The organism is Cognatishimia coralii (assembly GCF_037478305.1).
GTDB classification, from domain to species: domain Bacteria; phylum Pseudomonadota; class Alphaproteobacteria; order Rhodobacterales; family Rhodobacteraceae; genus Cognatishimia; species Cognatishimia coralii.
The window spans coordinates 190,608-206,670 of record NZ_JBBGAZ010000003.1; the positions used below are offsets into that span (position 1 = coordinate 190,608).

Genomic DNA, 16,063 nt, shown 5'->3' on the forward strand with positions numbered 1-16,063 from the left:
TTTGCGTTGAAAAAGCTCTTCGTTCGTAAATTGCCACGGTGATAGGCCAATGCCCAAAAAGCAGGCAGCGACCTATGCAAAATCAGAATGCGCGCTATGCCGGAATGTGTGTGGTCGTGCCACAGACGCGCGACTAGATTGAGCGGCAGGGAGGGACATTGAACTTTAAGGAGTTTGTCCCATGGCAAATATCGACGTAGCAGCTCGTCCTCAGACCACACTTCTCGGCACTCTGGCCGCGCCGTTTGTAGCACTTGGCAACGCGATCATCGCGCATGGCGAAGCAGTTGCAGACTATCGCGCAGAGCGGTTTCACCTGAACCTGACTGACGAAGAACTGGCACAACGCGGATTGAACCGCAAAGACCAAGTGCGCAAAGCTTTCGCGCCTTATATGTCTTTCTAAGCCAACCAACATTGGCCAAAAAATAAGGGCGCCTCAGCGCCCTTTTTTGTGTCTTGCCGCTGCTTGACGAGGATCAGTCCTCATCCACCACGCGGATCGCGCCCAGCGAGGCATTCGCAACATGTGCCGCATAGGCCTTCAGCGCCTTGGACACGGCGCGAGGACGGCCCTCGGCTTTCCAAACTGCCTTGTCCGCTTGCGGGTGTGCAGCACGGCGACGTTCAAGTTCCTCGTCGCTGACCATCAGGTTGATGCTGCGCTTGGAGATCGAGATCTCGATCTTGTCGCCATCTTCGACCAGCGCAATCAGGCCCTTTTCGGCAGCTTCTGGCGAGGCGTGACCGATCGACAGACCCGCTGAACCGCCAGAGAAACGGCCATCGGTGAAGAGCGCACAGGTTTTGTCCAGACCTTTGGATTTCAGGTAAGCGGTTGGATAGAGCATTTCCTGCATGCCCGGCCCGCCCTTTGGACCCTCATAACGGATCACAACCACGGAATGCGGCTGAACTTCGCCACGCAGAATGCCGTGCATCGCATCGTCTTGGGACTCAAAGACCTTAGCTGTGCCTTCGTATTCATACATGGACTCGATGACGCCCGCGGTTTTTACGATACAGCCCTGCTCAGCCAAGTTGCCGAACAACACGCAAAGGCCGCCCTGCTCGCTGTAAGCATGTTCAAAGTCACGCACGCAGCCATCGACCGTGTCGGTATCCAGCTCGGTATACATGCGCGACTGGCTGAATGCTTGCGTCGTGCGCACACCGCCGGGGGCCGCGATGTAGAGGTCATGCGCCTCATTGCCCGCGGTGTCACGCAGGATGTCCCATTTATCGATGAACTCACCGATGTCTTTGGAGTGCACGGTGGAGCAGTGACGGTGGATCTTGCCCTCACGGTCCAGCGCGCCAAGGATCCGTGCGATGCCGCCTGCGCGGTGCACGTCTTCCATGTAGTAATCCGGATGCGACGGCGCGACCTTACAAAGATGCGGAATTTCGCGGCTGATGCGGTCCATGTCGGCCATGGTGAAGTCCACTTCGGCCTCATGCGCAATCGCCAAGAGGTGCAGAACCGTGTTGGTCGAGCCCCCCATCGCCACATCCAGCGCCATGGCGTTTTCAAAGGCATCAAAGGTCGCGATGCCGCGAGGCAGCGCCGATGCGTCGTCATGTTTGTACCAACGCTCGCACAGTTCGACGATCTTGTGGCCGGCTTCCTTAAACAAAGCCTCACGCTTGGAGTGGGTCGCCAGCAAAGAGCCGTTGCCCGGAAGCGCCATACCCAGCGCTTCGGCCAGACAGTTCATCGAGTTCGCGGTAAACATACCCGAGCAAGAGCCACAGGTTGGGCAAGACGAGCGTTCCAGCTTGGCAACGTCATCATCAGAGCGATTGTCGTCAGCAGCACCAACGATAGCAGTCACGAGGTCAGTTTTCAGCTCACCATCGGACAGAATGGTCTTACCCGCTTCCATCGGGCCGCCCGAGACAAAGATCGTCGGGATGTTCAGGCGCATCGTCGCCATCAGCATGCCCGGCGTGATCTTGTCACAGTTCGAGATGCAAACCAGTGCGTCCGCACAATGGGCGTTGGCCATATACTCCACCGAGTCCGCGATGACTTCGCGGGACGGCAAGGAATAGAGCATGCCGTCATGGCCCATGGCGATACCGTCATCGACCGCGATGGTGTTCATTTCCTTGGCAACACCGCCGGCCTTTTCGACTTCGCGCGCAACCAACTGGCCGAGGTCTTTGAGATGGACGTGGCCCGGGACGAATTCTGTGAAAGAGTTCACAATCGCCACAATCGGCTTTCCAAAGTCACCATCTTGCATACCGGTTGCACGCCACAGCGCGCGGGCGGCGGCCATGCGGCGGCCAAAGGTTGTGGTCTTGGAACGTAGATCAGGCATATCGCTACTCTTTGGGTCTCGTTTCAGGTTGGTCCAATCGCGTGCCACTATCAGGCAGGATTTGCAAGCGATATGGGACAAATTCTTGCGAGATCAACGCAAGATTTGTGCGACAAAAAAGGTTTCTAACCAACGAAGCCTTGCTTAGCGAGGCAACTGGCTGGCCTCGCGTGCAAGGGCTTCGATCCCGGCCCAATCCCCTGCTTTGACCAGGTCGTTCGGCGCAACCCAGCTGCCGCCTGCGCAGACCACATTTGGCAGCGACAGATAGCTTTCCGCATTGGACGGGCTCACGCCGCCGGTTGGGCAGAAGGAAATCTGAGGCAGCGGGCTGGCCAAAGACTTCAGTGCGGGTGCGCCACCGCTGGCTTCGGCTGGGAAGAACTTCAGCATGGAATAGCCGCGTTCCAGCAGTGCCATCGCTTCGCTGGCAGTCGCCGCACCGGCGAGAATGGGCAGACCTTCAGCTTCTGCGGCATCGAGCAATTTGTCCGTTGCGCCCGGTGACACGCCAAACTGCGCGCCTGCATCCTTGGCGGCTTTGACGTCGTCAGGCGTCAGCAAGGTGCCTGCACCTACAACGCCGCCTTCTACTTGCGCCATTTCTGAGATCACGTCCAAGGCCGCGGGCGTACGCAATGTCACTTCCAATGCAGGCAATCCGCCTGCAACCAGAGCCTCAGCCAAAGGGCGCGCATGGGCCACCTCGTGCACAACCAAAACAGGGACAATCGGCGCGAGCTCACAGATTTCGCGAGCTTTCAGGCTGGCCTCTTGGGGGGTGATCGACATGGGTTAAACTCCGAAAACTGAAGCGCCGGTGTCGGCAGAGCCAACCGAGGCGCGGAACGCTGTGAACAATTCGCGACCTACACCTGCCTGATTGGCAGAGAGGTCAGCCGTAGCAGGCGTGCGATCCAGCACGCCTTCGGTGAGGATTTCAAGGTCTCCGGTCACGGCGTCAACCCGCAGGATATCGCCATCCTGCAAATAAGCGATCGGACCTTGGTCCAAGGCTTCAGGGCTGACGTGGATCGCGGCTGGTACTTTGCCCGACGCGCCAGACATGCGGCCGTCTGTGACCAAAGCAACCTTTTGGCCACGCCCCTGCATGATCGCCATCAATGGCGTCAGGCTGTGAAGTTCAGGCATTCCGTTGGCTTTCGGCCCTTGGAATCGCACCACGATTATGACGTCTTCGGTCAACTCGCCCGCTTTGAAGGCGGCTTTGACGTCGTCCTGATCGTGGAACACACGCACGGGCGCTTCTGTCACGCGATGCTCAGGCGCTACGGCAGAGATCTTCATAACCGCGGTGCCAAGGTTGCCGGTCAAATGCGACAGCCCGCCGTTCTCTTGGAAAGGTGTGGCCAGCGGGCGCACGATCCCTTCGTTAAGCGAGGTCGCCGTGCCTTTGCGCCAGGTCAGGCCGTCGTCTGAGAGGAACGGCTCGGAGGTGTAGTGCTCCAGCCCCTCGCCCGCGACGGTTTTGGTGTCCGGATGCAGTAGGCCTCCTGCAAGCAGCTCTCCGATCAAAAAGCCCAGACCGCCTGCCGCGTGGAAGTGGTTCACGTCCGCCAGACCATTCGGGTAAACCCGCGCCAAGAGGGGAACGACTTCGGAAAGATCCGCAAAGTCCTGCCAATCCAGAATAATGCCCCCTGCCCGCGCCATAGCAAGCAAGTGGATCAATAGGTTCGTGGAGCCTCCGGTTGCCATGAGGCCGACGATGCCGTTAGCAAAGGCCTTCTCGTCGAGAACTTCGCAAACCGGCGTATAGTTGTTGCCCAGTGCACTTAGCGACAATGCCCGACGCGCGCTTTCTGTAGTCAATGCATCGCGCAATTCTGTATTCGGCGTCACAAAACTGGTGCCCGGAAGATGCAGTCCCATGAACTCCATCAACATCTGGTTGGTGTTGGCGGTGCCATAGAAGGTGCAGGTGCCCGGCCCGTGATAGGCGGCCATTTCGGACGCCATCAATTTATCCCGCCCACATTCACCTTTGGCGAACTCCTGACGCACCTTGGCTTTGTCGTCATTGGCAATGCCAGAGGTCATGGGGCCTGCCGGAATGAACACCCCCGGCAAATGCCCGAAGGCCTGCGCGCCGATCACCAAGCCCGGGACGATCTTGTCGCAAACGCCAAGGTATACTGCGGCGTCATAGGTGTTGTGAGACAGGGCCACCCCTGTCGCCATAGCGATCACGTCGCGTGAAAACAGGCTAAGCTCCATCCCCGCTTCGCCCTGAGTCACGCCGTCACACATCGCCGGAACGCCGCCAGCGACCTGCGCCGTACCGCCGGTTTCGCGCGCAGCGTCGCGGATCAGGCCGGGATAGCGCTCAAACGGTTGGTGGGCTGACAGCATGTCATTGTAAGACGTCACGATCCCCAGATTGCCTGCAGATTTCGTCGCCAAAGCCTCTTGGTCTTGCCCCGCGCCCGCATAGGCATGAGCCTGTCCGCTGCAAGAGAGATGCGCGCGGCTTGGCCCTTTGCTGGCCGCCGCCGACATGCGTTCCAAATAGGTGCCGCGCGTCTCTTCGCTGCGGGCGATAATGCGGTCTGTGACCGATTTCAGAGTGCTATTCAGGGACATTTTATGTTCCTCTTTGCAAAATCACGCGCCGATCGGACGCCAGCGGCGCCCGTCGCGGTGCATCAACAACAGCGCATCCTCGGGGCCCGAGCTGCCGCTGTCATAGGGTTGTGGTTTTTCGTTGCGGTCTTTCCAGCCGTTGATGATGGGGTCGACCCAGGCCCAGGCGGCCTCGACTTCGTCTCCGCGCATGAAGAGGGTCTGATCGCCGCGAATAACGTCCATGATCAGACGCTCATAGGCATCCTGAACGATCTCGTCTTGGGCCAGGCTGTCCGCGAAAGTCATATCCAGAGAGGCTTCGGTCAGGCGCATGCCTCCGGGCCCCGGATCCTTGATGGTCGTATGCAAGGTCATGCCTTCGTCTGGCTGCAGTCGGATCACCAGAATATTGCCCATTGGCGTGTCGATGCCCGGGAAAATCATATGCGGAGGATTGCGGAAATAGACGGCGATCTCTGAAGTGCGCGCGCGCAGGCATTTGCCCGTGCGCAGGTAAAACGGCGTCTTAGCCCAGCGCCAGTTCGCAACATTGACCTTCATCGCGATGAAACTTTCGGTGCGACTTTTCGGATCGCCCGCGTGATCGAGATAGCTCGCGTGCTCTTTAGACGCTCGATACTGACCCCGCGCAATGTCACGTGCATCCACAGGCTCCAAGGCTTCGATGACTTTGACTTTCTCGTCGCGCACCGCATTCGGTTTGAACTTGGACGGAGGCTCCATCGCGGTCAGACATAAGAGCTGCATCAGGTGGTTTTGCACCATATCCCGCATGGCACCTGACTGGTCGTAATATTCGCCGCGCCCTTCGACCGAAAGGCTTTCTGACACCGTGATCTGGACATGCTCAATATGAGACGCATTCCAAAGCGGCTCGAATAGAGAGTTCGCAAAGCGCAAGGCCATCAGGTTTTGAACGGTCTCTTTTCCAAGGTAATGGTCGATGCGATAGATCTGATGCTCGTCGAAACACTCTCTGAGTTCAGCGTTTAGCGCCTTGGCAGAGGCCAGGTCATGCCCAAATGGTTTTTCAACGACGATGCGACTTTCGTCGGTCGCAATACCATAATTGCGCAAACGGCGCGCAATCGGGCCAAAGAAGTTTGGCGCTACGGAAAGGTAGAAGGCACGCACCGAGTCTGTGCGTACGGCCTCGGCCAAAACATCCCAACCCCGCTCACCCTTTGCGTCAATCGACGTGTAGGACACCAGCGACAAAAACTGGTCCAAGAGCTTCGCTTTGTCGTCGCCATTTACCGAAATGGCCTCTCGCAAGCGATCGCGAAACTCGTCGTTTGTCAGTTCAGAGCGGGACACACCCAGTATGCGGCTGTCACTGTCAAACTGACCAGCAACAAACCGATGAAACAACCCAGGCCAAATTTTGCGCCGCGCCAGATCACCTGTCGCTCCGAATAGGACGAGGTCAAACTTGCTGACGGGAATTACTCTTGCAACCATGCTGCCCCTCCGGGAATGCGCCCTACCAAACGGGTCTCAGGCAGCACACGCCGCCCGACTCGATTGTGATAGCGCTAACATGCACAGCACTGTTGCGATTTCAAGTGAAACTTTGTTGCGGCTTCACTTTGGCTTGGCGAAAACCACCACCCATGCCCGAAACGGCCGGAATTACATGGACACCTCACAGGTCCTTGCCCGAATTTCAACCCGACGCTGCCAACGGCTACGAGGTGATAGATTTTCCAACGGTAGGCTCTCGCCAGCGGCAAGGACCTTTTCGACTTTAAGGGGATTGGTAAGCCGTTGACGCATTGCGACTCCTACCGCGTCTGCGCGTGCCTGAGCCACTTGCATGTTGGCAACTTCGCCGCCGCTCGTGTCGGAGTGCCCAATCAACGCGATGCAAGCCTTGCCCAAGACCTCGCCATTTAGCAATTGAGTCAAAAGCTCGATCTGACGCAGTGCTTTGCGATCAAGGTTTGTGCCACCCGCAGGAAAGAAGATGTGATCCTCAACTTGCTGCGCGGAAGGTACAGTAGCTTGCACCTCAGCCGGTTTGGTCATCGATTGGGACTGCGGCTTAGTGGCTACAAGCGTCAGACTTTGACACCCGTCAGGAGCCCATCCGTAAACATCTTTAATATCCCGACATTCTTGCACCGTTAACCCGACCGCCGAGGTTGCCGAAGACAGGCTTACGAAAAAAGCAGTCAAAAACAGAATTAAACGCATGGCAATCAAGTCCTTTCCACCCTTGAATAGCGCGAGCGCATTAATGAGAGTGTAAACAACACATTGAAAATAATTAGAAATTTACAGATCTCTACTTTGCGAAAAAATCTCTGAATTTACCGTTTGTTTGCGGATTTTTAGCATTCCAGAAAGCCTTATGGGGTTAGGCAGAGTTGGAATGAAACTGAGCGAATGACCCAGATGAACCAACCTAAATCCCTACAGATCCTACGACGTTATGCGGGGCGCCAACAGTGACAGGCGCCCCTAGATTGGCTTGGCTTGACTGCCTGCGCCTGTTGGCCGGCTTGTCGATGCTGGTCCTGCACTGCACTGCCGATCAAAACGGTGGCGCTTGGGCAGACTACGAAGTGCGGGACCGCATTGCGCCCCTTGTTCTGCGCACGTTTGCCTACACGGCCCGAACAGAGTTGTTCATCATTATTTCTCTGTTTTTACTCATGATGTCGCTCGAAAAACGCCAGCGGAACTATTCGGACACGATCGCAGAACAGGCCGAAAGGCTTTTGATACCATTTGCGTTCTGGACTGTTTTCTATGCTTTTTTCACCTTACTCAAAGCTCAGCACTTTGGGTATTTTGACAGCAAGCTCGCCGCATTGGGAGAGGTTAAAACCTGGCTGAGCTTTGCATTTCTGGGGACGTCTAAATACCACATGCATTTTCTTCCGACGCTTTTCTGTGTCGTGCTCGCTTACCCACTGATGCGCAAAGCCATCGACGTTCCTGTGTTGGGCGGAGTTGCCCTGGTTCTTTGCCTTACAAGCCGTTGGCAATTCGATCAATTCATCTACCCAAGGCTTTGGGACGACCCAAATATTCTAGCCATTGGACGCGCGGTAAAGATCGTCACGCATATTGGGTATGGAATGGCTGCAGCAGCATGCTTGGGGCTTTGGCAACGACACGGACGCAAGTCGCTGGAAAGCTGGATTCCGGTCGTGCTGTACTTTGCCCTTCTGGTTCTCGCCTTCAAGTTCCTTGGTACTGTGGAAACTATAGAAACAGGACGTTGGAGTCACAATTACCTTCCTGGCTTTTGGGCGGATTTCACAATGCCTGCAATTCTGTTTCTTATCTGCATGCTGTTGGGGCATCGGTCTTGGACGCCAATATTCTCACGCTACGCGAAATTTGCATTCGGCATCTATCTGTGCCACCCGATCTTTTTGGACTTCGCTGAGATTTTCCTGCGTGGTCAAGATCTGTCGCCCACAGGGCAAGTTATCGCCAAAATTGGCTTCACTCTACCAACCACTGTTTTAGGTGTTGCCCTTCTTGCACGCGTCAAATCGCTATCTTGGACGATTGGCCTTGGAGGTCGCCCTGCATTCTTTGTTTTGCCACGTTTCAACCGGAGGCCAGAATGATGCTCATCTCTACATCAAACTATTTTGACGGCCTGACTATCATTCGCTTTAAAACACGTCGACTTAGACCGGACGCGCTCCGTTTTTTGGATAAGGCGTGCGATCAATCTAAACGCTCTCAACGGCAAGGAATCATTCTGGATTTTGAGCGTGTTAGAGCGACAAACATGTCTTCAATCGGAGCATTGGTAGAGCTACTTGGCCGTCACCCGAAGTTGGATTTTGCTTTTTGCAACATGAATGTGCGGATTGCCCAACTGATCCAAGACGCTGGCCTAGACCGGCATCTCCAAATATTCCCAACGATTGACGCAGCACTCAAGTCGCAACTACTGCAACGCCATTTCCTGTCAGAAACAAAAGCAATCTTGAACCTTTCGGAAACGTCCATTGAACTTTCAAAAGCAACCGGTGCGGCAACTGTTGCAGAACTCGACATCTTGGGACGACCACTTGTCGAGCACTTCCTAGCCAATCTCGCCTGTTTTGGCATGAAAGAAGCCCTGATCTGTGCCCCTTCCGATCAACTTACACGAGTTCGGCAGCTATTGGACAAGATTGACCATGACTTTAGTCTGTTTTTCGCTCCCTACGCGCTGCCCAGCTCCAACGAAAACAAATCCGTCGCTCCTCGGGGAGCATATGACTACCTCGACATTTTGCAGTACAACCTTCCGACTGATCGGCCCTTTCTGATTTCTTCTGTAAACGGTCTGGAGAAGCTGAAATTCCGCCAGATTGAAGAAATAGACACGGCTTCGGAGGAAACTCAATCGGCGACTAAAGACCTGGTGAAATCGCAATGTCACAAAGGCAGAACGGTCCATCAAATCTTAACAGCCGAGCAATTTGAAAATCGGGTTAAATATATTCCGAACGTCCATCCTTTGAGAGCCAAAGAGACAAGCGTACAAATACCCGGCCACAGGCAGCCCCCCAGACTTGGAACCATCAAATCTCTCAATGACTATTTTTCAGCCTTGCGTGTCGCCAGCAAAAAAATCACGACGGACCTTCCACCAGTTGGCGAGGAAATAGCGGCCAATGTTTGGCGCGGGAAAGGAGCAAAAATCTCTCACAGGGCCCGCTTGAGCGGCTTTTGCTACATTGGTCACCACGCCACGATCGAGCCTGAGGCCGCACTCAAGAGTTTTTCGGTTATTGGGGCTCACGCCATTGTATCACGTCGCAGCTTACTGGATGAGAGTTGCGTCCTCGCTGGCCGGCGATCACTTCCGAACCAGATATATCGAAACGGCTTCGTTGGTGCACATGAAGTCAAGCCTTTGTCGTTTGTTTCTTCGGAACACCCCAAAAACCCTATTTTCACTTCCCGGCACCTTAAAAGCTCTGCGAAATTGGGGGCCGCATGATGCCAGACACCGCAATGCCTCCATATTTCTCCCAGTTTTTGGGGCGCAAACCCCCTCAATTTCCTGAGTTCACTGACCGGGAAAGAGTAATATGGCACTTTCTCGCCGGCATGACGGTGTTTTTCGGTGCATGGTACCTCTATTGGCGTTGGACCGACGCCCTCAATCCAGACGCCATTGTTTTCTCTGTCGTCGTTGCTCTCGCAGAAACCGCAACATTTCTGGGCACTTGCATCTTCTTCTTTGATATTTGGGACGAAGGTGACACTCCAGTGAACGTCGGTTTACCCTTTCAGGGCCGTGCAAACTGCGACGTCGACATCTTCATCGCCACATTGGACGAAGACCTCGAAATCTTGACACCCACCATCGATGCAGCACTCGCCGTAGAATTGCCACATGGCACAAAAGCGCGCGTTTGGTTGCTTGATGATGGAGATCGTAAAGATGTTCGACACCTCGCGAAATCAAAAAAAATTGGTTATTTCGCGCGGCAATCCAATCGCGGATTCAAGGCAGGCAATCTGGCAAATGCTTTGTATAAAACCCGCGGTGACTTCATTCTGATTTGCGATGCAGACACGCAGCTTTTTCCCAATGTGCTTAAGAATACACTCGGGTACTTTCAGGATCCCAAGATAGCATGGGTGCAGACCCCACATTGGTTCTTTGATATTCCTGAAGGCGAAAGTTGGGACAGCTTTATACAAAGGACAGTTGGCTTCAGAATTACCTGGCTGGATTGGACTCTGCGTAGAATCCTGGGCAGTGAACGTATCGGCCAAGACCCTTTCAAGTCGGATCCTTCAGTATTTTTTGATGTTATTTTGCGAAGACGCAATCGTAATGGCGCATCTTTTTGCTGCGGCGCAGGCTCAATCCATCGACGTGAAGCATTGTTCGATAATTGCTTGAATGAAATAGAAGGCTCTGCCCGGCCAACCGAGCAGCAACCGTTCAAGTTTCATGTTTCAGAAGATATTTTCACGTCTATTCAACTACACAACAAGCGATGGAAGTCCGTTTATCACCCAAGGGTCGAAGCGAGGATGTTATCCCCTTGGTCTGTTGAGGCTTGGGCGGCGCAAAAGCATAAATATTCGGGCGGCACGTTCGATATTATGCTGCGAGCCAATCCCCTGTTTGAAAAGGGAATGCCTTGGCGGGTCAAGCTGCACTATCTGGCTACTTTTTGGTCCTACGCAGGAGTTTTTTGGTTTCCCATTCTACTCCTTGCCGCGGCGTTCTCACTTACGACTGGGCATGCACCAATTGACGCATATACGCTCACTTTCTTTGCCCACCTACTACCCGTCCTGATCTGCAATGAACTCGCCTTGGCCGTTGGAACGAAGGGATATGACACGTACAGTGGACGCTGCCTTGCGATGGGCACTTTACAAATTCAGTTAAAGGCTTTCTTTCAAGTGGCGCGTGGACGAAGGCCAAAGTTCAAACCAACCCCGAAGCGCCCTGGGCAGAGTGTTCAATGGGCCTATGCCGCTCCTAATTTGGTCATGATCGTCATCTTGTTGCTTGCAGGAATTTGGGGCTGGGCGTCCTTTTACTTCGGTCTGCAGAATCACAGCGCCTCTTTACTAGCCATCAATCTGTTCTGGATTGGCTGCAATGTTTTGCTTTTGGCCAAAACCGTCGGGGTTTGCATCAGCATCCCAGCTGCGACGCAACGCTTCCAACAAAGGTGAGTTCCCATTGAGCACGATAAGATACACTGGAAAGAGATCCGCATTCACCTTCTTAGCAAGCGTTTCGTTCGCTGCAGTACTGGCGGTCTCGCTTGATAGCGCAGGAAATCAATTTCTGGGAAGCGCGAACGCAGTCTTTCAAGAAACCGAAGCGGATTTTCTACCCCCGCTTCCGCCACGTGTTTTATCGGCAGACGATCTCGCTGCCGCACAGCGTGCATGGAAATTTTTTGAGCAGAATACTCAAAGCACGACTGGCTTTGTCAATTCAGTTGCCGGCTTCTCTTCAACGACACTTTGGGATCAAGGCTCATATATTTTCGCCCTTATCTCGGCGGAAAAGCTTGGGATCATCTCCCGAGAAGAAGCATCCGAACGCGAGAGGCGCTTTCTCGATAGCTTTTTGAAAATGGAACTTTTCGAGAATAGGCTTCCCAACAAGGCCTACAACACTCAAAACCTTGATATCACGGATTACGAAAATGTGGTTCTTGAGGAAGGAATTGGCTGGTCCGCTTTGGATATCGCGCGTGTGCTTCTAGGCTTTCGCGCATTGGAAAAACACAATCCGAGCCTGTCTCCAGAGATCGATAGAGTCATAAACAGGTGGGATCTGGGGGCATTTGCAAATAAGGGGGAACTATGGGGGGCCACACGCGAAAATGGGAAAACAATCCTCCTGCAGGAAGGTCGCTTGGGATATGAGCAATATGGCGCTCGTGCCGCTGCACTTTGGGGCCTGGACGTAGCAGCCGCCATGTCTGCGGCGCGAAATCTAGAGTGGGTGAACGTTGAAGGCGTCGCTATTCCCCGAGACCAAAGAAGGTCTTCGAGCTTCAAAGCGATCACTCCAATTCTCAGTGAACCTTTCTTACTTCAAGCCTTCGAGATCGGCCTAAACCGCGAAGGCGAAATCCTTGCACACAAAGTCTATGCCGCCCAGCAGGCCAGATTCGAGCGCAGTGGCATTCCCACTATGGTTTCCGAGGATCACTTGGATCAGCACCCGAGTTTCGTTTATTCGTCTGTTTTTTCCAATGGATCAGCATGGGCAGTTGTTGATGAGTCCGGAAACCGACACGACAAAATGAGAACGCTTAGCACAAAAGCTGTCTTTGGTTGGGATGCAATTTACGGCACGGAATATGTGAAAGAAATGCGCAGCCACATTGAAGATCTGCCCGAAGAAGGCGACGGGTGGCAAGCTGGAATTTATGAAGATAGCGGTGCCACAAATTCCGTCTATGCCTTAAACACCAATGCCATTGTATTGGAAGCGCTTCACTACAAAGCCTTCGGCCCTTTTCTCGGAATGAATAGATAGGCGCTCAATTCCTCAACCACACAAGGGCCGTTCGGCTAGCGGTCTTTTCATAACGCAATGTCGTTGGTGCGTCAGAAGCATTTGCACCAACGGCGAAAGTCAAAATGGCTATTGTTTGACCGACTTAAAATACTCGCTCAATAGTTTGTAGTCTGAACTTTCTACCTCGTTGCTTTCACTTGTATTTTCTGACTTCAGCTGAGCCCGTAGCTCGCTCAAAATTTCCCCAACGACATTGCTTTGATCCTCGGCCACATCAAGCTCGGATACTTTGCCTTGTTGGGCAACAATCAATGCAAGGTCAGCTGGCAGGCCGATTTCTTCGATCAGAAACTCTAACCTTTTTGCCAATGACGCATCACCTTGTGCCCCCATACCGACGGCATCCATAGTGATCTCATTCGAGACCGTTTTTTGGTGATCCGGCATGAGCATTGATGTGGCGACTTCAGCCGATTTGGGTGCCGAGCAAAACGCAAATGAATGCAACTGCGATGCAAGCGTGTCGATAGACATCTTTAGCTCTGTTAGAAGCAAAAGCGTCTCGGCTTGAGGGGCCGAAGAGTTTGGCGCCAAGCGAACTGGTCTTGGGTCTGCGATTTCCTTCAAAAGCTCGAAGGCCTCTTTCGACGTTTCTGCAATTTCTGTTATTTGCGACTGATTGCTTGGGTCTAACCCCTGCTGAACTGCCTGAGGAATTAAGGGCTGCGGCATTGGTGACTGCCAACTTGCAGCTTGCGTTAGACCTATGGCTACCACTGCGGTGTCCGAATTTGGAACGGGCCAACCTCGTGGCAAAACAACGTAGTCCTGACGCGCTGAAATCCAACGTAAGTATGCTGCGACGGCGGCAAAACCAACGAGAGAAACTTGCTCAGCTTCTGCTTCGCGACGCTTTACAACAAGTTCGCCACCCGAAGAAAGCAGCAACTCTAGCCTTGGATCCAAAGGTTGCAAAATATTCTGAGGAAGAGGCAGCTCGCTTACACCGTCAGAAACGAAGAACTGATCGGTTTCGAGAACATTTTCCATTCGAAGCTGTAAGGATCCACGCGATGTCAAAGCGACTGCAAGACCGTTTTTCCGCCCCATACATGTATATGTCCGCGGTCGGCAGATGACTTCGAACACATCTGTGTCCAAACGCGGAGACGGCGAAAATCTTGCATAACCGTCTGGATCAAATCTGAAATACACACCCTCGACCAAACCTTCCTGAAAGGTTGGCCAGCCAAATGACCCTCGCAGTTCTTGTCGAGCTTCGCGCGCGCCAATTGCGAATAAAATTGAGGTGTCCAAGATCGCGTTTTCAGACGTAAAGCTGTCGGCATCATCCACTGCCGACTGCTGCGCCCATACTGGCGAGGAGAAGCCCAAATAGAGGCACACCGACCCAATTAGCAGGGATTTCACATAGTTATTTGCCATTAGAAGTCTTCCTCTATTTGAATGGAGTGCCTAAGCGCTGGAAGCCAGTCATCCCGCTGTGGTGGATCAGGGTATTTGCGACGCTCGCGTACGTCCTGGTCGCGAAAGGCTGTGTACCAAACTTCGGTATCCCCATGATAACCGGTCAGAATTTTCCCCTGCACCTTGTGCAATAGGGACGTAAGGATGATGCCATTGTTGTTCGCTGTGAAAATTTCAACACGCCCTTGCCCTCGTTCGTACAGGCCCTCGAACATGCCTTTTTCTGGGTCGTAGAGCTCGATAATCGCCTCATATAAAACGTCGGTATACTCTGTGTCCCAAAGCGCCCAGAGCCCGAGAGCCGCCTTAGCAGCAACCGCCGCATGATCAGGGACATAGTCACCTCGCGGCGTAACTGTATTCCAAGGGTAGCCGTCAGAAAAAATGGTGTCATAGGTGAAGTAGGGTGGCCCCTTCACGTTGTGTTCTGATCGCGCGGTCATGAATCCCGTACGACGCCAACGGTTTTCCTGAACCTCATAGACACGGTCAGCGAACTCGGCGCGCCATCCATCTGAGCTGATCCAATCCGGAGAGCTGTCGTCATGAGGCAAGTCAAAGCCTAGCTCGAGACCGTCCTGCAGGTAAGACTCTGTCACGACATAGTTTTGACTATGAAAAATACGCGGGTCCCTTCCATCATAGGGAACTTGGATCCCAAAGATCGATGCCGTCAGAAACGGCTCTGCCCGATGTGCCAGGACAGGTTCAAACCCCCAAAGTGCGAAACCTTTTGCGGCATATTCCTCGTAACCGAGACGGCCTTCCTGAGCATAAACGGTTTCGCCCGTTTCTTTGTCGACATATGCGCCAAAGAGCAGCCCTTCTTCCGAGATAATGTTTTTGAAATCCCACTTTAGCAGAACGCTATCAATCGTATTTCCAAGGTGGGGATAGCGGTTTTTAACGATGCGCATCCAGACCAACATTCGGCCAATATCAAGCGCGGAAAATCCGATTTCGCCGGCTTTGTTGGTATAGTCGACCTTCATGCCTGATTTGGTGTGATATACTTTGTTAGGCATTTCACCGCGAAACAGCTCAAGCCCTTTGATCGTCGTGAAAAGCCGCGTCATGCGCCGATCAAATTCCGGTTTTTCAATCAGACAAAGCTCATAGGCCGCAACGGCACCGGCAACATAAGACGCCGTATCCCAAAGCGTCGTTGACGGGTAGTTGCCAACTGAATTTGCCAGTCCCGTATTTTCCTGGGTGAATTGCTCAAAATAAGTCCATGCTACCTTTGCTGCACGTAACTCTCGCTCGTTCAGGAAACCGCGACGCGGACGGTATTTTCGGATGTATTCATTGCGTCGTGTATATCCTGAGGCTTGCTCGTATCCTTGATCCAACTTATCGAAATAGGTTTTTGGCATTTCGCACATGCGAGGGGGTTTTTCTTTGCGCGGCTCTTTATAGTAAACGCTCGTGGTCACGGCGGGCACGTTGCCACGCATCAAAGCTGGCAAATCATCCAATTCGCCACCAGCAATTATGGGGTCGACATCGTCCAGGCTCGACAAAAAATATGCGCGCGCAGACGTGCCCACGAACCACGAAACAGCAACCGCTGAAATTACGCTGACTGCAAACAGAAATAAGCCCCGTGTTGCGGGAGATTTACCTGCCTCTTTTTTGATTACTGTCGGCATTTGGCATCCCAATGCTG

Annotated in this window: 12 protein-coding genes; 5 read left to right on the forward strand and 7 right to left on the reverse strand. The window is 53.5% G+C overall.

Annotation, left to right across the window (positions count from 1 at the left end; translation table 11 throughout):
• Positions 1-181: 181 nt before the first annotated feature.
• Positions 182-406, forward strand: coding sequence for a DUF1127 domain-containing protein (locus WG622_RS08380; protein ID WP_339403179.1), 225 nt, complete (start codon positions 182-184; stop codon positions 404-406).
• A gap of 73 nt (positions 407-479) precedes the next feature.
• On the opposite strand, the gene ilvD is transcribed toward WG622_RS08380, so the two are convergent.
• The 5 genes from ilvD to WG622_RS08405 all read right to left on the reverse strand — a co-directional run bounded on the left by ilvD (position 480) and on the right by WG622_RS08405 (position 7,130).
• On the reverse strand, positions 480-2,327 hold the full coding sequence (ilvD, locus tag WG622_RS08385; RefSeq protein ID WP_339403180.1) for a dihydroxy-acid dehydratase: 1,848 nt from the start codon (positions 2,325-2,327) through the stop codon (positions 480-482).
• Positions 2,328-2,471: 144 nt separating this feature from the next.
• Entirely contained in the window at positions 2,472-3,119 is a 648-nt protein-coding gene (gene eda, locus WG622_RS08390) for a bifunctional 4-hydroxy-2-oxoglutarate aldolase/2-dehydro-3-deoxy-phosphogluconate aldolase (protein WP_339403181.1), read from the reverse strand.
• Between the two features lie 3 nt (positions 3,120-3,122).
• The gene (edd, locus tag WG622_RS08395; RefSeq protein WP_339403182.1) at positions 3,123-4,931 is read right to left on the reverse strand and encodes a phosphogluconate dehydratase; all 1,809 of its coding nucleotides are present in this window, start codon (positions 4,929-4,931) and stop codon (positions 3,123-3,125) included.
• Between the two features lie 21 nt (positions 4,932-4,952).
• On the reverse strand, positions 4,953-6,395 hold the full coding sequence (gene zwf, locus WG622_RS08400; protein WP_339403183.1) for a glucose-6-phosphate dehydrogenase: 1,443 nt from the start codon (positions 6,393-6,395) through the stop codon (positions 4,953-4,955).
• Positions 6,396-6,566: 171 nt separating this feature from the next.
• Positions 6,567-7,130, reverse strand: a complete 564-nt coding sequence (locus tag WG622_RS08405; protein ID WP_339403264.1) for an OmpA family protein — start codon at positions 7,128-7,130, stop codon at positions 6,567-6,569.
• Positions 7,131-7,384: 254 nt separating this feature from the next.
• On the opposite strand from WG622_RS08405, the gene WG622_RS08410 reads away from it, so the two are divergent.
• From WG622_RS08410 to WG622_RS08425, 4 genes are read left to right on the forward strand one after another with little or no spacing between them, the layout of a single operon-like run.
• Complete coding sequence (locus tag WG622_RS08410; protein WP_339403184.1) at positions 7,385-8,521, forward strand: acyltransferase; 1,137 nt, start codon at positions 7,385-7,387, stop codon at positions 8,519-8,521.
• Positions 8,518-9,894: an STAS domain-containing protein gene (locus WG622_RS08415; RefSeq protein ID WP_339403185.1), complete on the forward strand. Its 1,377-nt coding sequence runs from the start codon at positions 8,518-8,520 to the stop codon at positions 9,892-9,894. Before WG622_RS08410 ends, WG622_RS08415 begins: the two co-directional genes overlap by 4 nt.
• Complete coding sequence (locus WG622_RS08420; RefSeq protein WP_339403186.1) at positions 9,891-11,600, forward strand: glycosyltransferase family 2 protein; 1,710 nt, start codon at positions 9,891-9,893, stop codon at positions 11,598-11,600. Before WG622_RS08415 ends, WG622_RS08420 begins: the two co-directional genes overlap by 4 nt.
• Positions 11,601-11,607: 7 nt before the next feature.
• Entirely contained in the window at positions 11,608-12,924 is a 1,317-nt protein-coding gene (locus WG622_RS08425) for a DUF3131 domain-containing protein (protein ID WP_339403187.1), read from the forward strand.
• Between the two features lie 108 nt (positions 12,925-13,032).
• On the opposite strand, the gene WG622_RS08430 is transcribed toward WG622_RS08425, so the two are convergent.
• Positions 13,033-14,352 (reverse strand): hypothetical protein, encoded by a 1,320-nt coding sequence (locus WG622_RS08430; protein ID WP_339403188.1) that lies wholly within the window; start codon positions 14,350-14,352, stop codon positions 13,033-13,035.
• Entirely contained in the window at positions 14,352-16,046 is a 1,695-nt protein-coding gene (locus WG622_RS08435) for a DUF3131 domain-containing protein (RefSeq protein WP_339403189.1), read from the reverse strand. The genes WG622_RS08430 and WG622_RS08435 overlap by 1 nt, the downstream gene beginning before the upstream one ends.
• Positions 16,047-16,063 lie beyond the last annotated feature (17 nt).